The following is a 21,961-nucleotide window of genomic DNA, read 5'->3' as shown; positions in this document are numbered from 1 at the left end:
CCTCACTCACCAGCCAGCAGCGCGACCGGGTCGAGGGTCTCGTCGCCCTTGCTCCAGTTGCACGGGCACAGCTCGTCCGTCTGGAGCGCGTCCAGGACCCGCAGGACCTCCTTGGGGTTACGGCCGACCGAGCCCGCCGTCACCATGGAGAACTGGATCTCGTTGTTCTGGTCGACGACGAAGACCGCGCGCTTGGCGAAGCCGTCCTCGTCCTCGATGCCCAGCTCGCGCATCAGCTCGTGCTTGGAGTCGGCCATCATCGGGAAGGGCAGCTCCAGCAGGTCCGGGTGGTCCTTGCGCCAGGCGTGGTGGACGAACTCAGAGTCACCGGAGAAGCCCAGGACCTGGGCGTCGCGGTCGGCGAACTCCTCGTTCAGCTTGCCGAAGGCCGCGATCTCGGTCGGGCACACGAAGGTGAAGTCCTTGGGCCAAGCGAAGATCACCTTCCACTTGCCCTCGTAGGTCTTGTGGTCGATCTTCTCGAACTCCTTGCCCTTCTCCAGCGAGACGCAGGCGGTCAGTTCGAACTCGGGGAACTTGTCACCGACAGTGAGCACACGCTCTCCTTGCAGCGAAGAAACACCGGCTTTGCCCGTGTTTCCCATGGGTTGGACCTTGATGATGTTGGCACAGAGTCAATTGATTACGGAAATAGCTACACTCGGTCGTGTTGATCGGAGGTAGTTATCAGTGACCGTCGGTAATGCCGCGAGGCGCCGGACCCTGCCCAGCCTCTCCCAGCTCCGCGCCTTCGCGGCCGTCGCCGAGCACCTGCACTTCCGGGACGCCGCCGCCGCGATCGGCATGAGCCAGCCCGCGCTCTCCGGCGCCGTCTCCGCCCTGGAGGAGACCCTCGGCGTCACGCTCGTCGAGCGTACGACGCGCAAGGTGCTGCTCTCGCCCGCGGGCGAGCGTCTGGCCGTACGGGCCAAGGCGGTGCTCGACGAGGTCGGCGCCCTGATCGAGGACGCCGAGGCGGTCCGGGCGCCCTTCACCGGCGTCCTGCGGCTCGGCGTCATCCCCACCGTCGCGCCGTACCTGCTGCCCACGGTCCTGCGCCTCGTCCACGAGCGCTACCCCGACCTCGACCTCCAGGTCCACGAGGAGCAGACCGCGAGCCTGCTGGAGGGGCTGTCCGGCGGACGGCTCGACCTGCTGCTGCTCGCCGTGCCGCTCGGTGTGCCCGGCGTCACCGAACTCCCGCTCTTCGACGAGGACTTCGTGCTCGTCACGCCGCTCGACCACCGGCTCGGCGGCCGGGAGGGCATACCGCGCGAGGCGCTGAAGGAGCTGAACCTGCTGCTCCTCGACGAGGGGCACTGCCTGCGGGACCAGGCCCTGGACATCTGCCGCGAGGCCGGGCGCGAGGACGCCCCGGTGACCACCACCGCCGCCGGACTGTCCACCCTCATCCAGCTCGTCGCGGGCGGCCTCGGCTGCACACTGCTGCCGCGCACCGCGCTCAAGGTGGAGATCTCCCGCAGCAACCAGCTCCTCACCGGCTACTTCGCCGACCCGGCCCCGGCCCGCCGCATCGCCCTCGCCATGCGCACCGGCGCGGCCCGCGGCGCGGAGTACCGCGAACTGGCAGCCGCCCTGCGCACCGACCTGCGGGCCCTGCCCGTGCGCGTCCTCGCCGCCGACGCCTGAACCGGCGGAGCCGGCCGGGGCCCCGAAGCCACGGTCCCCGCGGCGCGGCAACGCTCGCGGAACGCATCCGGGCCCCTTCCCCTCCGCACGGGAGAGGAAGGGGCCCGGAGCGATTCGGGGGCCGGCCGGACGTCACTCCGTGCGCAGGCCCTCCGGGCGCATCATGCGCAGCAGCGGAGGCAGGCTGAGCACGGCGACCGCGAGGGCGATCCCCGCGCCCATGCCGGTCATGGTCAGCACGCTCGGCCAGTCGATGCCCACCGCCGTGTCCGTCATCTTCAGCAGCACAGCACCCAGCGTCAGGCCCACGGCCAGCGACAGCAGCAGCCCGAGGGTGATCGGGACCGCCGTCTGCCACAGCACCGACAGGCTCAGCGTGCGCCGCCGGGTGCCGAAGGCGACCAGCGCCGACAGCAGTTTGCGGCGTTCGCGCAACTGCTCCAGCTGGGAGACGAGCAGGCTCGCGCCGATCAGCGCCAGCACGCAGACCGCGCCCACCAGCAACCCGGTGCGGATGGACGTGAACTTCTTGGACTGCTCGGTGCGCGTCCAGACCGTCACGTCCGCGAACGGGTCCACGGCCGCGGCGGTGTTGCGCACGTACTCGCGCACGTCCGCCACGGATTCGTCGATCGAGAGGTAGACCTGGGCGGCGGGCTGTCCGGCCGCGGCCGGCATCGCGCCCCGCGTCAGCAGGAAGCCACCGTGCTCCATACCGGTGGGGTCCGTGATGGCGCGGACCTTCCTCAGGTCGCGCGGCACCGTCCACCGCACCTCGTGGGCGGGTCCCATCCCCTGGGAGGTGTCCAGGTACAGCTTCTTGCCGGGCTTGGCCAGGGCCGGGGTGTCCGAGTCGTAAGCGGCGCCCTGGACGGCGAAGGCGTCGCCGTCACGGCAGGAGGAGAGGGCAGCCACCTCGCGCAGCGCCGCGCAGTCGCCGATGGTCACCTCGGAACTCTGCTTGGGGCCGTCGGGCGAGGTGTGCGTCGTGCTGCCGACGTTGGCGTTCGCCAGCGCGACGGCCTTGCGCACCCCTTGCGTCTTCCTGAACTTCGCCAGGGCCGGGTCGGTCGCGACCCCGGGCGAGAGCTGCACCTGGACCTGCGCCCGGCCCAGGTCGTTCTTCGACGCCTTGGTGTAGTCGCTCTCGATCCCCGCGAAGAGCATCTGCAGGGCGATCGCACCGGCCACCGCGACCGAGATGCCGTTCACCGTGCGGGCGGCGGTGCCGCTGCTCAACTGGAGCCGTCGTACGGCCAGTTGCCAGGAGACCGAGCCGCGGCCCAGCCGGGCGACGACCGCCTCCACGATCCACGGCAGCAGCGCGGTCACGCCGATCAGCAGCAGGATGACACCGCCGGAGACCATGTACTGGTTGAAGTCGCCGTCGGCGCGTCCCTTGCCGATCATCGGGGCGAGCAGCGCCAGACCGGCCACCGGCAGCAGCAGCCGCCACCACAGGCGGCGCCGGCTGGGCTTGGCCGTGCGGACCACGCCCAGCGGCTCGATGACCACCCCGCGCAGCGCGAGCAGGGTCACCAGCACCGCCGCCGCCGGTACGGTGAGCGCGACCAGCGCGGCCAGCGCGGGCGAGGGGTTGAGGTAGCTGGGGAACACGCTGATGCCGACGACCTCCAGCGACCCCGCGAGCTCACGGCCGAGCAGGAAGAAGACCGCGCCGAAGACCAGCCCGAGCAACGAGCCCGCCAGGGCCTCGCCCGCCGCGATCCGCCGGGTCATCCGGCTGTCCGAGCCGACCAGCCGCAGCGCGGCCAGCCTGCGGTCGCGCCGCTCGCCGCCGAAGCGCACGGCCGCCGTGATGAACACGGCCACCGGCATCAGCAGCACCACGAAGACGACCAGCACCAGCAGGATCAGCACCGGGTCCTCGCGCTCCGCCACCGGGTTGGGGGAGCCGTACTCACTGATCCGGGCGGTCTGCCAGCCGTTGATGTGAGAAGCCAGGCCCTGGGCGCCGGCGTAGTAGGCGAGTTCCTGCGAGCCGATGAGCCCGCTCTCGCCGATCGTCCCGGTGATCCGGTAGGGCAGCCGCTCGCGCAGCAGCTTGCCGTCGTCGGAGGCGAGCAGCTTCTTCAGCGCGGGGGAGACCACCATGTCACCCGGCGCCGGATAGCTGCTCAGGCCGGGCGGGGCCGGCGCGCGCGGCCCCTCGGGCTCCACCAGCCGCCCGCGGATCTCCTTCTCGCCGTACTCCGAGTTGATGTCGGAGATCACGAACGTGTTGTCGGCCTTGGGCTTGACCGTCTGGCTGTACGTGTAGTCGGAGCGGGCCTTGTCGCGTTCGTGCCGCACCGACAGCGCGCTCGGGATCGCGGTCGTCAGCAGCAGCAGTGCCACGCCGAGCCCGACGCCGACGGCCGTCAGCAGCACCCGGGTCCAGCCCTCGCGCCCGCCGGTGAAGGCGAACTTGGCGCCCATGCGCAGGTCGCTCGCCCACCTGTGGAGGAAGGAGGCGGCGGGCGGTGCCTCGGGCCGGGCGACGGCGGGCGGCGGGTGGACACTCATACGATGCGCTCCATGTCCCGGGACTTGCCGTCGCGGACGACGATCTCGCGGTCGGAGTACGCGGCCACCCGCGCCTCGTGGGTGACCAGCACCACGGCGGCGTTGGTGGACCGGGCGGCCTCGGTGAGCAGTTCCATCACGCGTTCGCCGTTGAGCGAGTCGAGCGCGCCGGTCGGCTCGTCGGCGAAGAGCACCCGAGGGCTGGTGACCAGCGAACGGGCGACCGCGACGCGCTGCCCCTGACCGCCGGAGACCTCGCCGGGTCGCTTCTTGCCGAGGTCGTCGACCTCCAGCCGGCTCATCCAGGTCAGCGCGGTGCGCTCGGCCTCCTTGCGCGGGGTGCCGTTCAGCCGCAGCGGCAGGGCGACGTTCTCCACGCAGGTCAGCTCGGGCACGAGCTGACCGAACTGGAAGACGAACCCGAACTCGGAGCGCCGCAGCGCGCTGCGCTGGGCGTCGGACATGGTGGACAGTTCACGGCCGTCGTAGAGGATCGAGCCGGAGTCCGGGGTGACGATCCCGGCGAGGCAGTGCAGCAGCGTGGACTTGCCGGAGCCGGAGGGGCCCATCACGGCGACGACCTCGCCGGGGTGGATGGAGAACTCGGCGCCGTCCAGCGCGGTGGTGGGGCCGTAGGCCTTGCGCAGGTCCTCGGCCGACAACAGGGAGCCGGGGGGAGGAGTCACCGGGTCACCGCCTCACGGAGTTTGTCGAGGCGCGCGGCGGTGAGTTCGAGCCACCGCAGGTCGGCCTCCAGGTGGAACAGGGCGTGGTCGCAGATCAGCTGGTCGGCCAGGTCGCCCTTGCGCTTGCGGTCGGTCAGGATCCGCATGCTGCGCAGGTGCTCGGCGCGCTGCGTGTCCAGGACGTCGGCGGCGTCGCGCCGGGTGAGCAGGGCCAGGACGACCTTGGTGTAGAGGGTCGACTGGAGGTACGGCTCGGGCTTCTCGGGCGTGGCCAGCCACTGCTCGACATCCGTGATGCCGGCTTCGGTGATGGCGTAGCGCTTGCGTTCGGGGCCGCCGCCGGCCTCGATCCCGTCGACTTCGACGAGACCGTTCTTCAGCAGCCGCGACATCGTCGAGTAGACCTGGCCGTAGTGCAGCGGCCGGTCGTGACCGAACGTCTCGTCGAAGGCGCGCTTGAGGTCGTAGCCGTGGCGCGGCCCGGACTCCAGGAGCCCCAGGAGGGTGTGACCGATGGACATGCGGAGCACTCTACACACCGTGTATACGCACGATGTATACGCTCGGTGCGCAGTGGCTGTCCCGGTGTCAGGAGTGAGGGTGACTTCGCAGGTGGGAGGGGATTGTCACGGTTCCGCTACGGGCGGCGGGCGGTCGCCCGCCTCTTGCCCCCGCCGCCGCTTCGGCCGGTGGCGACACCGCGTCGGCCAGAGGCGGCGGCGGGGGTGCGGTGGTGGCTACCGCGGCCTCGGCGGAGTGCCCCGCGGGGGCCGGCCGCGGCGGGGGAGGGGGCCCGTCTCGCCGGGCAGGCGGCCCGCGTCGGCGAGGGCGCGGCGCAGCAGGAACTCGATCTGGGCGTTGGCCGAGCGCAGTTCGTCCGACGCCCAGCGCGCGAGGGCGTCGTAGACCGACGGGTCCAGGCGCAGCAGCACCTGCTTGCGCTGCTGCGGCCGGCGCCGGGGAGCGGCCCCGCCGGCTCCCTCGACGCCCTCGGCCCCCTCGGCCCCCTCGCCTTCCTCGGACGGATCCGTCGTGGAGGTCACTGGTAGAGCGTTCCCGTGTTGAGGACCGGCTGCGGTGCCCGGTCCCCGCACAGCACCACCATCAGGTTCGACACCATCGCGGCCTTCCGCTCCTCGTCGAGTTCCACGATGTCCTGCTCGGCGATGCGGGCGAGTGCCGCCTCGACCATGCCGACCGCGCCGTCCACGATCTCCCGCCGGGCCGCGACGACCGCTCCGGCCTGCTGGCGCTGGAGCATCGCGGAGGCGATCTCGGGAGCGTACGCGAGGTGGGTGAAGCGCGACTCGATGATCCGCACCCCGGCCGCCGCCACGCGCGCGTGCAGTTCGACGGCGAGCTTCTCGGTGATCTCCTCGGCGTTGCCGCGCAGCGACAGCCCGCCCTCGTCGTGGGCGTCGTAGGGGTACTCGATGGCGATGTGCCGCACGGCCGCCTCGGTCTGCGTGGAGACGAACTCCAGGTAGTTGTCCACCTCGAAGGACGCCTGCGCGGTGTCCTGGACCTTCCACACCACGACCGCGGCCAGCTCGATCGGGTTGCCGTAGGCGTCGTTGACCTTCAGGACGGCGGTCTCGTGGTTGCGGACCCGGGTGGAGATCTTCTCCCGGGAGGTGAGCGGGTTCACCCAGCGCAGGCCGTCCTCGCGGATGGTGCCCCGGTAGCGCCCGAAGAGCTGCACGACCCGTGCCTCGCCCGGCGCCACCATGTTCAGGCCCGCCATGGCGAGCAGCGCCGCTATGCCGACCAGGACGCCGACGACGATCAGCGCGGCCTTGGCGCCGCCGGATGCCAGGCCCCCGCCGGCGGCGACCAGCGCCGCGGCGACCAGCAGCCCGAGCAGGCCGAGCAGCAGCGCCAGCCCGCCCTTGATGCTGTGCGCCGCGAACTCCCGCACCTGCGGTGCGGGCATCTCGGGTGCGTCGGCCGTGGCCGCCGCGGACGGAGTGGATGCGGACATGGGAGGTCCCCCGTTCCTCGTGGTCGGTGCGAGCAGCAGCCGTAGTAGCTTCTGCCTATCTAAGTGATATCACTTTAACAGCTCGCGGCAACCCCCGAACCCTCCCGGACGTCGGTTCACTTGAGGGCGGGTGCTGATTCTCACGTCCCCAAAAGCCCGGATCGCGGGCCGTTTGTCACAGAGAGCGGTGTTAGTTTTCTGAGCTGACCTGAACGACGTACGCCAGTGACAGCCGAGACATCCGAGACGAAAGCGGAGCGAACGGACGCATGGGACGAGCGGAAGACAGACGTGCGCGACAGCGCGGTGGCCGCCGCGCGGCGCCCAGGCGCTCGTCCGGGACGCCGACGACCGGTATCGGGGACGGGGCGGGGAGCGGCGGCGCCACGGGCGGCCGGGCCGCCGCCCGGCGATCGGCCCGGCCCGCCAAGGCGAAGAAGAGCGGCATACGCCGCCTGTTCACCTGGAAGAAGATCCTCGGCACCGTCCTCGGCGTCTGCCTGCTCGGCATCGGCGCCTTCGTCGTGCTCTACATGATGGTGGACATACCCAAGGGCAACGCCGCCGCCGAACGGCAGAGCAACGTCTACAAGTACAGCGACGGCACCATCCTGGCCCGCGACGGCGAGGTCAACCGCGAGAGCGTGTCCCTGGACAAGGTGCCCAAGGACGTCCAGCACACCTTCGTCGCCGCCGAGAACAAGTCCTTCTACCACGACTCCGGCGTCGACCTGAGGGGCACGGCCCGCGGTCTGCTCAACACCCTGACCGGCAAGGGCACCCAGGGCGGCTCGACCATCACCCAGCAGTACGTCAAGAACTACTACCTCACCCAGGACCAGACCGTCACGCGCAAGCTGAAGGAACTGGTCATCTCCCTGAAGGTGGACCGGAGCGAGACCAAGGAAGAGATCCTCGCCGGTTACATCAACACCAGCTACTACGGTCGCGGCGCCTACGGCATCCAGGCCGCCGCCCAGGCCTACTACCGCGTCGACGCGCAGCACCTGAGCGTCGAACAGGGCGCCTACCTCGCCGCGCTGCTCCAGGCGCCGAGCCAGTACGACTGGGCGGTGGCCGGACCCAACGGCAAGCGGCTGGTGCAGGCCCGCTGGAACTACGTGCTCGACAACATGGTCAAGCAGCACTGGCTCGACGCCGGCAAGCGCCAGGCCATGAAGTTCCCGGTGCCCAAGGACCCCAAGGGCGCGCCCGGCCGCGAGGGGCAGAAGGGCTACCTGATCGACCTCGCCAACAAGCAGCTGGAACAGCAGCTGATGCAGGAACAGGGCATCACGCAGTCCCAGGCGGAGGCCGCGGTCGTCGACCGGGGGTGGACCATCACCCTGAACATCGACCGCAAGAAGCAGTCCGCGCTGGAGGGGTCGGTCAAGAAGCAGCTCACCAGCAAGCTCGACCCGAAGAAGCGCAAGGTCGACGCCAACGTCCAGGCCGGCGCGGTCTCCGTCGACCCGAAGACCGGGAAGATCGTCGCCCTGTACGGCGGCCAGGACTACTTCAAGCACTACATCAGCAACGCGACCCGGCGGGACTTCCAGCCGGCCTCCACGTTCAAGCCGGTCATCCTGGCCGCGGCCATGGACGAGGGCGCCAAGACGCAGGACGGCCTGCCCATCGACGCCAACACCGTCTACGACGGCACCAGTGAGCGTCCGGTCGTCGACCACGGCAGCAAGGTCGGCTTCGCCCCGCCCAACGAGGACGACGTCAGCTACGGCAACATCAGCGTCCAGTCCGCCATGAACAAGTCCGTCAACTCCGTCTTCGCGCAGATGGGTGTCGACGTGGGCATGGAGAAGGTGATGGCGACCGCGGACAAGCTCGGCATGGACACCAAGGGCATGCAGGCCGTGCCCGCCCAGACCCTCGGCTCCATGGGCGCCAGCCCCCTGGAGATGGCCGGGATCTACGCCACCCTCGACAACCACGGCAAGAAGGTCACCCCGAGCATCGTGGCCTCCGCCGAGAACCGGACCCGCAAGGTCTCCATCGCCGACCCCATCGGCGGCCAGGTCATCAGCCGCGAGGCCGCCGACACGGTCACCTCGGTCCTGACCGGCGTGGTCGACGACGGTACGGCGAAGACGTCGGTGGCCGACAACCCGCTGCGCGAGGGCCAGCAGGTGGCGGGCAAGACCGGTACGTCCGACAACAACTGGTCGGCCTGGTTCAGCGGCTACACGCCGGACCTGGTCACATCGGTCGGTCTGTTCGGTGAGAACCCCAAGACCAGCAAGCACACCACCATGAGCGGCGCCACCGGACTCATCCCGGGCAGCGGCCGCATCAACGGCGGCGGCTACCCGGCGCAGATCTGGGCCGGGTACACCTTCGGCGTCATGGGCGACACCAGCAAGTTCGACCTGGACACCACGCAGGGCGCGGCCATGCAGTCGCCGAGCCAGACCCCCTCGACGACCCAGTCGCCGAGCCACTCGCCGTCGATGTCGCCCAGCCACTCGCCGACGCCGCCGTCCCACTCCGCGAGCCCGCCGCCGCCGTCCCACTCCGCGAGCCCGCCGCCGAGCCACTCCGCGAGCCCGCCGCCGCCGAGCCACTCGGCGTCCCCGCCCGACCCGTCGAGCAGCGGCTCGGTGGAGAACCCGCTGAACCCGGACGACCAGCACCACATGCACGACGGACTGCCCGGGCAGTAGCCGACGGAGAAGGCCGGGAGACGACGGGAGAAGGCCGGGAGGACCGGGGCGACGCCCTCGTCCTCCCGGCCTTCTCGTGCCGCCTCCCGCTTCGCCGTACGGTCAGCCGCGGTGCAGTTCGAACCAGACCACCTTGCCGGTGCTCAGCCGGGTCGCGCCCCAGCGCCGGGCCAGTTTGTTCACCAGGTACAGGCCCCGGCCGCCCTCGTCCGTGGCCCGCGCCTGCCGCAGCCGGGGCAGCTGCGGCACGTCGTCGCCGACCTCGCAGCGCAGCACGTCCGTGCGCAGCAGCCGCAGCGTCACCGGACGGGAGGCGTACCGCACCGCGTTGGTGACGACCTCGCTGACCAGCAGCTCCACCGAGTCCGTCAGCTCCTCCAGGCCCCAGCGGGACAGCGCCCGGCGGGCCAGCCGGCGGGCCCGCGACGGCGCGGAGTCCTCCGGCTCCAGGAACCAGTACGCCACGTCGCTCGGCGCGATCCCGTCGAAGCGGGCGGCCAGCAGCGCGATGTCGTCGTCCCGGTCGCCCGGACCGAGCATGTCCAGCACCTCGTCGCACAGGGCTTCCAGCGGCGGCGGATGGTCCGGGCCGGTGAGCTGCGCGGTCGCCGCCAGCTTCTCCCGCAACTGCTCTATGCCGGTCCACACGTCCCGCAGCCGCGACTCCACCAGGCCGTCGGTGTACAGCAGCAGCGTGCCGCCGGCCGGCGCGTCCAGCTCCACCGCCTCGAAGTCCACGCCGCCCACGCCGATCGGCGCGCCCGGCGGCACCCGCAGCACCTCGGCCCGGCCGCCCAGGTGCAGCAGCACGGGCGGCGGGTGACCGGCGTTGGCGATGGTGATGCGGTGCGAGACCGGGTCGTAGACCGCGTACAGGCAGGTCGCCATGCGGTCGGTGCCCAGGCGCTGCGCCTGCTCGTCCAGGTGGTGCAGCACCTCCTGCGGCGGCAGGTCCAGGCCCGCGAGCGTCTGCGCGGTCGTCCGCAGCTGCCCCATGATCGCCGCCGACGTCATGGAGTGCCCCATCACGTCGCCGACGACCAGGGCGACCCGGCTGCCGGGCAGCGGGATCGCGTCGTACCAGTCGCCGCCCACCCGCGCCGTCTCGGCGGCGGGCAGATAGCGGGACGCCAGCCGGACACCCGTCGGACGCGGCAGCGTCTCCGGCAGCATGGTGCGCTGCAACTCGTCGGCGATGTACGCCTCACGCCCGTACAGCACAGCCTTGTCGACGCCGAGCGCGCTGTGCGTGGCCAACTGGGCGGCGACCAGCAGGTCGTCGGCCTCGAAGGCCGGACGGTCGGGGCGGCGCAGGAAGAGCGCTGCGCCGATGACGCGGCGCCGCCCGCGCAGCGGGGCGAGGATCGTGCGCTGCCCGCCGGGCACCGCCAGCTCCGAGTCCTCGCCGAGGAGTTCGGCCAGCGCGGCCCCCGCGGACGGGGTGTCCGTGAACACCGGCCGCACCCCGCGCAGCACCTCGCCGAGCGCGCTGCCGGGCCGTACCTCGCACAGCTCGTTGGTGACCACGGACAGCTCGGCCGGCTGCTCGGGCGCCGGCACGGGCATGATCCCGGCCTCCAGGTCCCGCTCGGCCGGGATCCGGTCGGTACGGCGCAGCCGCAGCACGAGCGGGCCCACCGGCCGCTCGTCGCCCACCGGCAGCGGCTCGCGCAGATAGACCAGGATCGCGTCGGAGAACGTCGGCACGGTCGCCCGGCACAACCCCATGACGATCTCGTCCAGGTCCATGCCGCGCGCGATGCGCCGCGTCGCCGCGCCCACGAACCGGAGCCGGTCGCCGTCGCGGCGCATCGGCAGCGGCCGCCCCGGCGGCAGGCCCTGTCCGGTCCGCCGGTCCTGACCGTCCGGCGCGCGCCGCTCCCGCCCGCCGCCCCCGCCCGCCGCTGCGGGAACGGCTTCCGGGGACGCCGCAGGGGCCCCGGAGACCGGGGGTTCCGTGCCGTCGGCGGTCCGCGCCGCCGCGTCCGGCTGGGCGGGGATGCCCTCCGGAACGGGACGCGGCCGGTGCGCGTCGGGCTCGGCCGACGCGGACTGGGAATGCTCGGAGGCGGGCCCGGGCGGGCCGGCGGCGGCGGTCGCCGTGCCGGGGCGCGCGGAAGCCTCCGGGGGCTCGCCCTCCACGCCGGGCGCACCGGGGCGCGGGATCGCGCCCTCCGCGCGCGACTGCAGCGGTAACGCCGCCTGAGGCGGTTCGGGGGCGCGCAGAAGCGCCCCAGGGGGTTCCGTTCGGTCGGCGCCCGGCTGGGGGCGTTCGAAGGAGGTCGGCTGCTCCGTCACGCGTGTCGCATCCATCCGTCCGGGGCCGCGCGACGGGCGCGCGGTTCGTCCCGCCGAAGACCCGATACCCGGAATACATGCCCCAGGAACGGATTTCCGGCGTGGTCAGAGGCTGTTCCTGTGCCACCGGCGGGCCGTATGCGCCCCGCTCGGGTCGTGCCCTCGTACCCCTCGCTCACGTCCTGCCGCCCCTCGGTGACATACGGTCAGACTCTCCACCGGCCGCGGGAGTTGCGCCGGTTACGTGCCCCCCTGCGCCCTTGCGGAGGACGATCCTACGTTTCCTGTCCGGGGGCGCATCAAGGGTCTCATGAGGACACATGCGCGGGCGTACGGTCCCAGTCCTGTGGCAGTGACGGTACAGCCCAGGAGGGATCCGGGCGCCAGTCCTGCCAGTCGTCACGGAACGGAGACCCCCAGGCGCGGATCACCTCCACCGCCAGGCGGCCCGCGGCCCGCACGCGCCCGGCCAGCGCGTCGTCCACCAGACCGTCCTGCTGCGCCTGCGCGAACTCGTCCTCGTCCTGCCAGTCCCAGCTGCGGTCCGGCTGCACGGTGATGTCCAGGAAGTGGTCCTCGGAGTCGACGCCGCCCGCCCAACGGGCCAGCGGCTCCTCCAGGTTCACGTACCAGTTCTTGAACCGCCAGCCCGGCTCCCAGAACAGCCACACCGACCAGGGCTCACCGGGCCGTGCCAGCTTCAGCACGCCCGTGCCGAACCAGCGGTCCCGCTGCACCGCACGGGGCTTGGTGTAGCGGGTGGCCAGCGGTTCCAGGTGCACGGGCGTGCCGTCGGCGAGGACGGGCCTGACGCACTCGGTGCCGGGCGCCAGCCACACCGCCAGCAGGTCGGCGTCGTCGTGCACGACGGTCACGGGCCGCGCGATGTGGAACCCCGGCCCGCCGTTGTCCCGGTAGCGCCACAGGACATGACTCCCGGGCGCCCAACGGGCCGTCGCACCGCGTGCCGTCACATCTCTCACCGCTCCGTCGTCTGCCATGCACAGATATTAGGTGTCATGGCCATCGGCCGCTGCGGTCGGCGTGACGGATGGTGTCCGTGCGCCCGACCTCTTCAGGGGCGCGTCATCCGCAGCACGTCCAGCGCCTCGTCGAGCTGCGCGGCGGTCAGGTCGCCGCGCTCCACGTACCCGCTCTCCAGTACGACCTGACGGATCGTCTTCTCCTCGGCGAGCGCCTTCTTGGCGACCTTCGCGGCCTCCTCGTAGCCGATGTACTTGTTGAGCGGCGTGACGACGGAGGGCGAGGACTCGGCGTACTCGCGGGCCCGTTCCCGGTGTGCGGTGATGCCGTCCACGGTGCGGTCGGCGAGCAGCCGGGAGACGTTGGCGAGCAGCCGGATCGACTCCAGGACGTTCTTGGCGATGACCGGCAGCATGACGTTCAGCTCGAAGTTGCCGGCGGCGCCCGCGGTGGCGACCGTGGCGTCGTTGCCGACGACCTGTGCGGCGACCATCAGGACGGCCTCGGGGACGACCGGGTTGACCTTGCCGGGCATGATCGAGGAACCGGGCTGGAGGTCGGGCAGGGAGATCTCGGCGAGCCCGGTGCGCGGCCCGGAGGACATCCACCGCAGATCGTTGGCGATCTTCGTCAGGCCGACGGCGATGGTCCGCAGCTGCCCGCTGGTCTCCACGACGCCGTCCCGCGCGCCCTGCGCCTCGAAGTGGTCGCGGGCCTCGGTGAGCGGCAGCCCCGTGACGCGGGCGACCTCCTCGATGACGGCGGCGGGGAAGCCGGGCGGGGTGTTGATGCCGGTGCCGACGGCGGTGCCGCCCAGCGGCAGCTCGGCCAGCCGGGGCAGGGAGGCCCGCAGCCGCTCGACGCCGTACCGCACCTGGGCCGCGTACCCGCCGAACTCCTGGCCCAGGGTGACGGGCGTGGCGTCCATCAGGTGGGTCCGTCCCGACTTCACCACGTCCGCGAACTCCTCGGCCTTGCGGCCGAGCGCGTCCGCCAGGTGCTCGAGGGCCGGGATCAGGTCCCGGGTGACGGCGGCGGTGGCGGCGATGTGGATGGAGGAGGGGAAGACGTCGTTGGAGGACTGGGAGGCGTTGACGTGGTCGTTGGGGTGCACGTCCCGGCCCAGGCGCTCGCTCGCGAGCGTGGCGAGCACCTCGTTGGTGTTCATGTTCGACGAGGTTCCCGACCCGGTCTGGAACACGTCCACGGGGAAGTGCTCGTCCCACTTGCCCTCGGCGACCTCCGCGGCCGCCTCCCGGATCGCCTCGGCGACCTCCTTGTCGAGCACCCCGAGTTCCGCGTTGACCTTGGCGGCGGCGCCCTTGATCCGCGCGAGCGCCTCGATGTGCGCCCGCTCGATCCGCTGCCCGGAGACGGGGAAGTTCTCCACGGCCCGCTGCGTCTGGGCCCGCCACTTGGCGTGCGCGGGAACCTGGACCTCGCCCATGGAGTCGTGCTCGATGCGGTATTCGCTCATACCGGGTACAGCGCGTCAGGGGGTGCGGTTGTTCCGGCCGTTGGGCCGGACGGGGGTGGGCGGTGGGGCGGCGCGGGCCGGTTCCGTGGGCGCTCGGACCGTGGGCGCGGCGCCAGCTACGGTGTGTCGTCGTCCGGCGACAGGTACGAGTGGAAGAGTCCTTCGGGGTCGTATCGCGCTCTCAAGGCCCGCAGGCGCTGCCAGGCGTCCGGGGTGAAGGAGCGGCGGGCGCGGGACGGTGCCGCGGTGAGGTCCGTCTCGGCGATGTAGTGCCCTGTTCCGAGGGGTTCGACCCGGTGCATCGCTTCCCGCAGCCAGCCGGTGTTGGCGGCGTCCTGGCCGGGGTCGTCCCAGACGGCGTAGGGGACGGCGTAGCTCTCGCCGAGTGCCGAGAAGGCCATGTCCTGCGTCGGCCGGCCCACCGGCGAGACCGGTGCGATGACCAGCGACCTGCCCGAAGAGGCCGAGTCGAGGGCCTTGGCCAGCCGGCTGAGCAGCGCGGGGAAGCCGGCGTCCGACCACAGGGTGTCCGCCGCGTAGCGCAGCCGTGGCGGCCACAGGGCGTCGGAGGAGGCGTACAGGGCCTCGTACGTCGTCGGCTCGTCCAGTCGCCGGGAGAGGGAGCGTCCGCCCAGGGGGCAGCGGTGCAGCGGGCGGAGGAACTCCTCGGCTTCCCGCCGTGACGAGGCGAAGGCGGTGCCGGTGACGGTCACCACTCGCGGGCCCGGCTCGGTGCCGGGGGCCGCCGCGGCGAGGGCGAAACCCAGCTCGACGCTCGGGGAGAGGCCGGGGGCCAGCTCGGTTGCCCAGTGCGTCGCCTCCGTGACGGCTGCCAGGGGGAAGGTCCACCGGCTGCAGGCGATCGCGCCGGGACGGGGGTACGGCTTGAGGTGGAAGGCGGTGACCGCGGCGAAGAAGCCGGGGCCCGCTCCCCGGGCCGCCCAGAACAGGTCCGCGTGCTCGCTCCCGCCGCAGGTGACCGCCTCCCCGTCCGCGGTCACGGCTTCTATGCGCTCGACACCGGCGCACGCCGGCCCGCGGGCACCGGAGTTCCAGCCGAGCCCGCCGCTGAGGAGGTATCCGCCGACGGCGACGGAGCCGCAGTGGCCGGCGGGGAAGGCGAGTCGGTGACCGCCGAGCCGCGAGATGAGCTGCCGGCCCGTGACACCGGGCTGCACCGTCGCCGTCCCCGAGGCGGGGTCGACGGCGCAGGCGCGCAGCCCGGACACGTCGATGAGCATGCCCCCGTCGCGCAGGGGCGACCCGCACCAGCTGTGCCCTCCCGACCGTACGGCGACCCGGAGTCCCTCGGACCGGGCCAGGCGCACCGCTTCCACGACATCGCCGGCCGACGCCGCGCGCACGATGACGTCCGGGAACCGAGCCGGTGTGAGCGCGTTCCACACCACGGCCCTGCGGATGTCCTCGTAACCGTCGTCGCCCCTGCGGACCGACAGGCCCCCGGGACCGCGCCCCTGCGTGTGGCGGCTCATCATGTGACTCCTCGCCCCGGGGCCCGGCGCCCGCTCACGCCCTCGGGCAGCGAGGTTGCGGCGACCGATACCGTGGACGACTCTGAAAGAGACGCCGGGAGACGCCATGAAGTCGTCGGAATCCTTCGGCGTGAGGACATGCGCGTGCGCTTCCGTGTCGGTCGCGTGCGCCGCTATGCGGTGACGCTGAAAATCGCGAGGAGTGCCGCGTAGCACGCGAGCACGACGGCCGCGCCCGCCAGATCGGTGCGGCGCGAGCGCGGCCGGTCGGGGGCCAGCCAGAAGGCCAGCCCGCGGTTGACTACCAAGGGCATCAGAAACCAGGTCAGAATTCCCACGCTCAGTACGTTTCCGATGAAAAGGCCGAGGAATCCCGCGACGCCGGCACCCGTGAGGGCGGCGGCCACGGTGAGGTTCAGCACCATGACGGTGGGATAGAGCGCGAGAAGAACGGACATGGCCTGCTTCCAGTTGGGCGGGACACCCGCCTGTTCCCCGCCGCCGAAGCGGAACCACCCGCTGAAGGCCGACGCGATCTCGCGTACGTCGAAGTCGGCGAAGGAGTCACGCCCCTCCTCCAGGAGTTTCCCGCGGACGTCCGACTCCAGCCACTGCTCCAGATGTTCGCGACTGTCGAACCGGAACACGACGACCCACCGGTCCTGGATTCCCTCCACCGGCGCGAAGAGTTCTGATCCCATGAAGCCCCGGAACCTCTGCTGGGTCCTGAGGGCCTTGTCCTGCCACCGCACGAAGTCCTGCTCGTGGCCCGGGCGTACCTTGTGCGAGATGACGGCCGTCACGGCTTCCTGAGCGGGCCGCCCTCCGCTGAGCACTTCCTGAGCGGGCTCCTCCTCGAACAAGTGACGGCCCTCGTCGAGGAGTTCGCGGCGCGTCGCCGACCCGAGCCAGGCGCTCAGCCGGCCGACGTCCGAGAAGCGGAACACCACGACCCACTGGTTGTCCTCGGCACCGGGCGGGTACAGCTCCGTTCCCTCGAAGCCGTCGAAGTCGCGCACGGCCCCGTTCACTCGTTCCTGCCAGCATTCGTAGTCGTCCTCGCGACCGGGGACGACCTTCTGGGAGGTCACGACGGTGGCTCCGGCTCCACCACGTCCGCGGTTTGCGCTGGCGCTCATGCGGAGTAGCCTAATCCTGAAGGGACTTACCGGACAAGCGGGGAAAATCGGAACGGGAATCGGGGGGAACGGGAACAGAGCTCGGGATCAGGGGTAGATCAGGGGAAGGGAAATCCGCACACCCGAATTACCGGGCGGGCGCGGAGCGGAGGTCGTGATGGGTCACAAGGAGTTCATGGCGGAAGCGGTGCGGCTGGCCACGGAGTCGGCGGAGCACGGCTGGGGCGGTCCGTTCGGCGCCGTGATCACCCGGGACGGCGAGATTCTCGCCCGCGGCCGGAACCGTGTCCTCCTGACCGGCGACCCGACCGCACATGCCGAGATAGAGACCATCCGCAAGGCCTCCCAGCTCCTCAACCCGGAGGCGCCCAGCATCTCGGAGGACCACCAGAACGAGGGCATCCTGGAATACGTGCCGCGCCCCGAAGGCTCTCCCGACCCGGTCCCGGAACGGGCCCGGATGCTCCAGGGCTGTTCGATCTACATCAGCGGCGCACCGTGCCCCATGTGCATGAGCGCCATCTACTGGGCGCGCATCGACAACGTGTACTTCGGCTGCGCTCTCGAGGCCACACGGAAGATCGGCTTCGACGACGCCTTCCAGTACGAGGACTTCCGAAAGCCCCTGGACCAGCGCCGCATCCACATCGAGCAGATCCACCCGGAGCTGGGCGCGAAGGCGTACGAGGCCTGGGAGGCCAAGCCGGACCGCCACCCGTACTGAACCCGCGCCGCGCGTCCGCGCGACGGGGAAGAGCCCCCGGCGTTCGCCGAGGGCCCCGGGCGTGCGCTGGGGGGTCAGCCCAGGCCGGGCCCCCGCACCGGAATGCTCGTGAACGTCGGCTGCGGGGCCGGGTCCTGGAAGAAGTCGTTGCCCTTGTCGTCGACGACGATGAACGCCGGGAAGTCCTCGACCTCGATCTTCCAGACGGCCTCCATGCCCAGCTCCTCGTACTCCAGGACCTCGACCTTCTTGATGCAGTCCTGGGCGAGTCGCGCCGCGGGCCCGCCGATCGAGCCCAGGTAGAAGCCGCCGTGCGCGTCGCACGCGTCCGTGACCTGCTTGCTTCGGTTGCCCTTGGCGAGCATCACCTTGGAGCCGCCCGCCGCCTGGAACTGCTCCACGTAGGAGTCCATGCGGCCCGCCGTGGTCGGACCGAAGGAGCCGGAGGCGTAGCCCTCGGGGGTCTTGGCCGGGCCGGCGTAGTAGACCGGGTGGTCCTTGAGGTACTGCGGCATGCCCTCGCCCGCGTCCAGCCGCTCCTTGATCTTCGCGTGGGCGATGTCGCGGGCGACGACCAGCGGGCCGGTGAGGGAGAGGCGGGTCTTGACCGGGTACTTGGCCAGCTCGGCGAGGATCGACTCCATCGGCTGGTTCAGGTCGATCTTGACGACGTCACCGTCCGACTCCAGGTGCTCGTCCGTCGTCTCCGGCAGGAACCGCGCCGGGTCCGTCTCCAGCTGCTCCAGGAACACGCCCTCCGCGGTGATCTTGGCGACGGCCTGGCGGTCGGCCGAGCAGGAGACGGCGATGGCGACGGGGCAGGACGCGCCGTGCCGCGGCAGGCGCACCACGCGCACGTCGTGGCAGAAGTACTTGCCGCCGAACTGCGCGCCGATGCCGATCTTCTGCGTCAGCTCGAAGACCTTCTCCTCCAGCTCCTCGTCCCGGAAGCCGTGGCCGAGCGCGGAGCCCTCGGCGGGCAGGTTGTCCAGGTAGTGCGCGGAGGCGTACTTCGCGGTCTTCAGCGCGTACTCGGCCGACGTACCGCCGACGACGATCGCCAGGTGGTACGGCGGGCAGGCGGCCGTGCCCAGCGAACGGATCTTCTCCTCCAGGAACTTCATCATGGAGGACTCGTTCAGGACGGCCTTCGTCTCCTGGTAGAGGAAGGACTTGTTGGCGCTGCCGCCGCCCTTGGCCATGAACAGGAACTTGTAGGCGCCGCCGTCGGTGGCGTACAGCTCGATCTGGGCGGGGAGGTTGGAACCGGTGTTCTTCTCCTCCCACATGGTCAGCGGCGCCATCTGCGAGTAGCGCAGGTTGAGCTTGGTGTACGCGTCGTAGATGCCGTGCGAGAGGGCCTCCTCGTCGCCGCCCGCGGTCAGCACGTTCTGCCCGCGCTTGCCCATCACGATCGCGGTGCCCGTGTCCTGGCACATGGGCAGCACACCGGCGGCGGCGATGTTCGCGTTCTTCAGCAGGTCCAGGGCGACGAACTTGTCGTTCGCGCTGGCCTCCGGATCGTCGACGATGCGGCGGAGCTGGGCGAGGTGGGCCGGGCGCAGGTAGTGCTGGATGTCGTGGATCGCCTCCTCGGCCAGCTTGCGCAGCGCATCGGGCTCGACCTTGAGGAACGTACGCCCGTCGGGTCCCTCGACGGTGGAGACGCCCTCGGACGTCACCAGCCGGTACGGAGTGGTGTCCTCACCCTGGGGGAGCAGATCGGTGTACGCGAACTCAGGCATCTCAGCCCATTCCTCACTCTACGGACGGCTGCCCGTCGACGCCGGCGGGCACCGACCAGCGTAGAACCTGCCGCCGGCAGCGGGTCTGTGAGGTCCCGCTCAGTTCCCTCCGCATCGCTTCCGCTCCGCCGGTTTCCGCCGCAGAGGTGTCGCGATCTATCGTGTTTGGGTACGCTGCTGCCGTGGACCTTCAGAAGCAGACCGCGCCCCCTGCCACGGAGCTGCGCGCCTCGGACGCCGACCGTGACCGCATCGCCGACATGCTGCGCGACGCCCTCGCCGAGGGCCGCCTCACCGCCGACGAGCACGCCGAGCGCGTAGAGGGGGTGCTGAACGCCAAGACGGTCGGTGAGCTGGAGGTCTTCATCCAGGACCTGCCCGCCGCCCACCAGGGCCGCACCGCCCCTTCGTTCGCGCCCAGGCGCCCGTCCGAGGAGGAGATACCCCCGCAGGCCGACGAGAACGTGGTGGCGGTGTTCAGCGCGGCCACCCGCAGGGGCCGCTGGCGCGCCGGGCGCAGGCTGCACGCGTACTCGGTCTTCGGCAGTATCGAGATCGACCTCAGCGAGGCGACCTTCGAGTACCAGCAGGTCGTCATCAAGGCCGTCTCGGTCTTCGGCGACGTCCAGATCCGCGTCCCGGAGAACGTGACGCTGCGCGGCACCGGCGGCGGCATCCTCGGCAACTTCGAGGTGGACACGCTGGACGCGGCCGACCCCGACGCCCCCGTCGTCTACGTCGACGGCTGGGCCGTCCTCGGCAACGTGGAGGCGCGGCCCAAGCGAGGCAAGCTCGTCGCGGACATCCTCGACCGGGTGCAGCGCAAGGTCGACAAGCATGTGCGCAAGCACCTGTGAGCAAACGGCCGGTTCACCACCGAGTGCATAGGCCCGCGTACAGCGGGTAGGCCTTGCTGCATCGTCTCTCGCTCGCGAAGCCGTCGTCAGGAGTAGACCGTGCTGCAACCGCCGCATTCGTCCCTGCAGGTCGCTGCCGTACCGGCGCAGCGGGCGCCGGTGCGAGACAGGGACCAAGACGCACCGTGGCACACCGAGGCGGTGTGCAGGCGCGACGAGGCCGGCCTGTTCTTCGCACCCTCGAAAGAACCGACGGCCGCGCGGCTGTCGCGCGAGGAGGCGGCGAAGCGGGTCTGTGCGCGCTGCCCGGTGATGGTCGAGTGCCGCGAGCACGCGCTGCTCCAGCCCGAGCCGTACGGCGTCTGGGGCGGCCTGACCGCCGCCGAACGCCGCGTGGTCCTGGCCCGCCGGCGGCGGCGCGACCTGGAACTGCAGAAGGTGGCCCACGCGACGGGCCGCATAGCGGCGGCGGGTTAGCGGGTCAGCCGGGAGCGGGTCTGCAGGTCCGTCGACCCGCAGGCCGTAGCCCCGGGGGCCCGTAGGCCCGTGGGTTCGGTGCGGCTCCGTCGTTCCGCGGCCGGGCCGCGCCCGTACGACGAGGGGGCGCCCCTCCGCACAGGGGCGCCCCACGCCATGCCGGGCCCGCGCGGGCTGGGCCACCGGCCGTCAGCCGCCGGCCCTCCCGGCTACTTCGCGCGGTCGAAGTCGATCGCGCTGTACGCGCGCAGCTTGCTCAGCCGGTGCTCGGAGTCGATCCGCCGGACCGTGCCGGACTTGGAGCGCATCACGATCGAGTCCGTCGTCGCCGACTCCGAGCGGTAGCGCACTCCGCGCAGCAGCTCGCCGTCGGTGATGCCGGTGGCGACGAAGAACACGTTCTCGCCGGTCACCAGGTCCTCGGTGGTCAGCACACGGTCGAGGTCGTGCCCGGCGTCGATGGCCCGCTGCCGCTCCTCGTCGTCCTTGGGCCACAGCTTGCCCTGGATCGTGCCGCCCAGGCACTTCACCGCGCAGGCCGAGATGATGCCCTCGGGGGTGCCGCCGATGCCGAGCAGCAGGTCGATGCCGGTGCCGTCGCGCAGCGCCAGGATGGAGCCGGCCACGTCGCCGTCGGAGATCAGCTTGATCCGGGCGCCGGTCTCCCGGATCTCCTCGATGATGCCCGCGTGCCGCGGCCGGTCCAGGATGACCACGGTGACGTCCTCGGGCGTGGCCCGCTTGGCCTTGGCGACCCGCTTGATGTTCACCGACACCGGCGCGTCGATGTCGACGAAGTCGGCGGCCTCCGGCCCCGTGACCAGCTTGTCCATGTAGAACACGGCGGACGGGTCGAACATCGCGCCGCGCTCGGCGGCGGCCAGCACCGCGATCGCGTTGGGCATGCCCTTGGCGGTCAGGGTCGTGCCGTCGATCGGGTCGACGGCGATGTCGACCTCCGGCCCGGTCCCGTCACCCACGCGCTCCCCGTTGAAGAGCATCGGGGCCTCGTCCTTCTCGCCCTCCCCGATGACGACGACGCCGTTCATCGAGACGGTGGAGACGAGGGTCCGCATGGCGCGGACCGCGGCGCCGTCGGCGCCGTTCTTGTCGCCGCGCCCGACCCAGCGGCCCGCGGCCATCGCGGCGGCTTCGGTCACGCGGACCAGTTCCAGAGCGAGGTTGCGGTCGGGAGCCTCGGAGGGGACATCGAGCTCGGACGGCAAGTGATGATGCTCGGTCATCG

Annotated in this window: 18 protein-coding genes; 5 read left to right on the top strand and 13 right to left on the bottom strand. The window is 71.4% G+C overall.

Features of this window, described 5'->3' with window-relative positions:
* Positions 1-2: 2 nt before the first annotated feature.
* Positions 3-557 carry a peroxiredoxin gene (locus tag AB0G56_RS31500; RefSeq protein ID WP_360976031.1) on the bottom strand — a complete coding sequence of 185 codons (555 nt, stop codon included), beginning with the start codon at positions 555-557 and terminating at the stop codon, positions 3-5.
* 133 nt (positions 558-690) lie between these two features.
* Between AB0G56_RS31500 and AB0G56_RS31495 the strand changes: the two genes are divergently transcribed.
* Complete coding sequence (locus AB0G56_RS31495) at positions 691-1,650, top strand: hydrogen peroxide-inducible genes activator (protein WP_360976028.1); 960 nt, start codon at positions 691-693, stop codon at positions 1,648-1,650.
* 132 nt (positions 1,651-1,782) lie between these two features.
* Here the strand turns inward: AB0G56_RS31495 and AB0G56_RS31490 are convergent, their stop codons facing one another.
* From AB0G56_RS31490 to AB0G56_RS31470, 5 genes are all read right to left on the bottom strand, one after another.
* Complete coding sequence (locus AB0G56_RS31490) at positions 1,783-4,089, bottom strand: FtsX-like permease family protein (protein ID WP_360976200.1); 2,307 nt, start codon at positions 4,087-4,089, stop codon at positions 1,783-1,785.
* A gap of 83 nt (positions 4,090-4,172) precedes the next feature.
* On the bottom strand, positions 4,173-4,862 hold the full coding sequence (locus tag AB0G56_RS31485; protein ID WP_360976025.1) for an ABC transporter ATP-binding protein: 690 nt from the start codon (positions 4,860-4,862) through the stop codon (positions 4,173-4,175).
* Positions 4,859-5,383, bottom strand: coding sequence for a PadR family transcriptional regulator (locus AB0G56_RS31480; RefSeq protein ID WP_360976022.1), 525 nt, complete (start codon positions 5,381-5,383; stop codon positions 4,859-4,861). Before AB0G56_RS31480 ends, AB0G56_RS31485 begins: the two co-directional genes overlap by 4 nt.
* Before the next feature lie 216 nt (positions 5,384-5,599).
* Positions 5,600-5,905 carry a hypothetical protein gene (locus AB0G56_RS31475; RefSeq protein WP_360976019.1) on the bottom strand — a complete coding sequence of 102 codons (306 nt, stop codon included), beginning with the start codon at positions 5,903-5,905 and terminating at the stop codon, positions 5,600-5,602.
* On the bottom strand, positions 5,902-6,843 hold the full coding sequence (locus tag AB0G56_RS31470) for an SPFH domain-containing protein (RefSeq protein WP_360976016.1): 942 nt from the start codon (positions 6,841-6,843) through the stop codon (positions 5,902-5,904). The genes AB0G56_RS31475 and AB0G56_RS31470 overlap by 4 nt, the downstream gene beginning before the upstream one ends.
* A 269-nt stretch (positions 6,844-7,112) precedes the next feature.
* Between AB0G56_RS31470 and AB0G56_RS31465 the strand changes: the two genes are divergently transcribed.
* Positions 7,113-9,521: a transglycosylase domain-containing protein gene (locus AB0G56_RS31465; RefSeq protein ID WP_360976013.1), complete on the top strand. Its 2,409-nt coding sequence runs from the start codon at positions 7,113-7,115 to the stop codon at positions 9,519-9,521.
* A 102-nt stretch (positions 9,522-9,623) separates the two neighbouring features.
* Here the strand turns inward: AB0G56_RS31465 and AB0G56_RS31460 are convergent, their stop codons facing one another.
* From AB0G56_RS31460 to AB0G56_RS31440, 5 genes are all read right to left on the bottom strand, one after another.
* Positions 9,624-11,834, bottom strand: a complete 2,211-nt coding sequence (locus AB0G56_RS31460) for a SpoIIE family protein phosphatase (protein ID WP_360976010.1) — start codon at positions 11,832-11,834, stop codon at positions 9,624-9,626.
* 293 nt (positions 11,835-12,127) lie between these two features.
* Positions 12,128-12,820 carry a DUF402 domain-containing protein gene (locus tag AB0G56_RS31455; protein WP_360976007.1) on the bottom strand — a complete coding sequence of 231 codons (693 nt, stop codon included), beginning with the start codon at positions 12,818-12,820 and terminating at the stop codon, positions 12,128-12,130.
* Between the two features lie 74 nt (positions 12,821-12,894).
* A complete protein-coding gene (locus AB0G56_RS31450; protein WP_360976004.1) occupies positions 12,895-14,280 on the bottom strand; it encodes a class II fumarate hydratase in 1,386 nt (461 codons plus the stop codon).
* Positions 14,281-14,396: 116 nt separating this feature from the next.
* Positions 14,397-15,773, bottom strand: a complete 1,377-nt coding sequence (locus AB0G56_RS31445) for an FAD-binding oxidoreductase (protein WP_360976001.1) — start codon at positions 15,771-15,773, stop codon at positions 14,397-14,399.
* Between the two features lie 173 nt (positions 15,774-15,946).
* Entirely contained in the window at positions 15,947-16,912 is a 966-nt protein-coding gene (locus tag AB0G56_RS31440; protein WP_360975998.1) for an antibiotic biosynthesis monooxygenase, read from the bottom strand.
* Between the two features lie 157 nt (positions 16,913-17,069).
* On the opposite strand from AB0G56_RS31440, the gene AB0G56_RS31435 reads away from it, so the two are divergent.
* Positions 17,070-17,636, top strand: coding sequence for a nucleoside deaminase (locus tag AB0G56_RS31435; protein ID WP_360975995.1), 567 nt, complete (start codon positions 17,070-17,072; stop codon positions 17,634-17,636).
* 74 nt (positions 17,637-17,710) lie between these two features.
* Here the strand turns inward: AB0G56_RS31435 and AB0G56_RS31430 are convergent, their stop codons facing one another.
* Positions 17,711-19,381: a fumarate hydratase gene (locus AB0G56_RS31430; protein ID WP_360975992.1), complete on the bottom strand. Its 1,671-nt coding sequence runs from the start codon at positions 19,379-19,381 to the stop codon at positions 17,711-17,713.
* A gap of 182 nt (positions 19,382-19,563) precedes the next feature.
* Here AB0G56_RS31430 and AB0G56_RS31425 point away from each other — a divergent pair, with 182 nt between their 5' ends.
* Both AB0G56_RS31425 and AB0G56_RS31420 read left to right on the top strand, forming a co-directional pair.
* A complete protein-coding gene (locus tag AB0G56_RS31425) occupies positions 19,564-20,238 on the top strand; it encodes a DUF1707 domain-containing protein (protein WP_360975989.1) in 675 nt (224 codons plus the stop codon).
* A 99-nt stretch (positions 20,239-20,337) separates the two neighbouring features.
* Positions 20,338-20,715 carry a WhiB family transcriptional regulator gene (locus AB0G56_RS31420; protein ID WP_360975986.1) on the top strand — a complete coding sequence of 126 codons (378 nt, stop codon included), beginning with the start codon at positions 20,338-20,340 and terminating at the stop codon, positions 20,713-20,715.
* 209 nt (positions 20,716-20,924) lie between these two features.
* Here the strand turns inward: AB0G56_RS31420 and glpX are convergent, their stop codons facing one another.
* On the bottom strand, positions 20,925-21,959 hold the full coding sequence (glpX, locus tag AB0G56_RS31415; RefSeq protein ID WP_360975983.1) for a class II fructose-bisphosphatase: 1,035 nt from the start codon (positions 21,957-21,959) through the stop codon (positions 20,925-20,927).
* Positions 21,960-21,961: the final 2 nt, after the last annotated feature.

Source organism: Streptomyces sp. NPDC021356, assembly GCF_040641015.1.
Taxonomy (GTDB): Bacteria; Actinomycetota; Actinomycetes; order Streptomycetales; family Streptomycetaceae; genus Streptomyces.
The sequence above is the reverse complement of the archived record's forward strand: the minus strand, read 5'-3'. Positions and strand labels throughout refer to the sequence as shown.

Bases quoted from the DNA above. Each gene is read 5' to 3' on its own strand.
- AB0G56_RS31445 (WP_360976001.1), bottom strand. From the start codon at position 15,773: ATGAGCCGCCACACGCAGGGGCGCGGTCCCGGGGGCCTGTCGGTCCGC.
- AB0G56_RS31450 (WP_360976004.1), bottom strand. From the start codon at position 14,280: ATGAGCGAATACCGCATCGAGCACGACTCCATGGGCGAGGTCCAGGTT.
- AB0G56_RS31490 (WP_360976200.1), bottom strand. From the start codon at position 4,089: ATGGGCGCCAAGTTCGCCTTCACCGGCGGGCGCGAGGGCTGGACCCGG.
- AB0G56_RS31430 (WP_360975992.1), bottom strand. From the start codon at position 19,381: ATGCCTGAGTTCGCGTACACCGATCTGCTCCCCCAGGGTGAGGACACC.
- AB0G56_RS31460 (WP_360976010.1), bottom strand. From the start codon at position 11,834: ATGGATGCGACACGCGTGACGGAGCAGCCGACCTCCTTCGAACGCCCC.
- AB0G56_RS31455 (WP_360976007.1), bottom strand. From the start codon at position 12,820: ATGGCAGACGACGGAGCGGTGAGAGATGTGACGGCACGCGGTGCGACG.
- AB0G56_RS31440 (WP_360975998.1), bottom strand. From the start codon at position 16,912: ATGAGCGCCAGCGCAAACCGCGGACGTGGTGGAGCCGGAGCCACCGTC.
- AB0G56_RS31470 (WP_360976016.1), bottom strand. From the start codon at position 6,843: ATGTCCGCATCCACTCCGTCCGCGGCGGCCACGGCCGACGCACCCGAG.
- AB0G56_RS31435 (WP_360975995.1), top strand. From the start codon at position 17,070: ATGGGTCACAAGGAGTTCATGGCGGAAGCGGTGCGGCTGGCCACGGAG.
- glpX (WP_360975983.1), bottom strand. From the start codon at position 21,959: ATGACCGAGCATCATCACTTGCCGTCCGAGCTCGATGTCCCCTCCGAG.
- AB0G56_RS31465 (WP_360976013.1), top strand. From the start codon at position 7,113: ATGGGACGAGCGGAAGACAGACGTGCGCGACAGCGCGGTGGCCGCCGC.
- AB0G56_RS31480 (WP_360976022.1), bottom strand. From the start codon at position 5,383: ATGTCCATCGGTCACACCCTCCTGGGGCTCCTGGAGTCCGGGCCGCGC.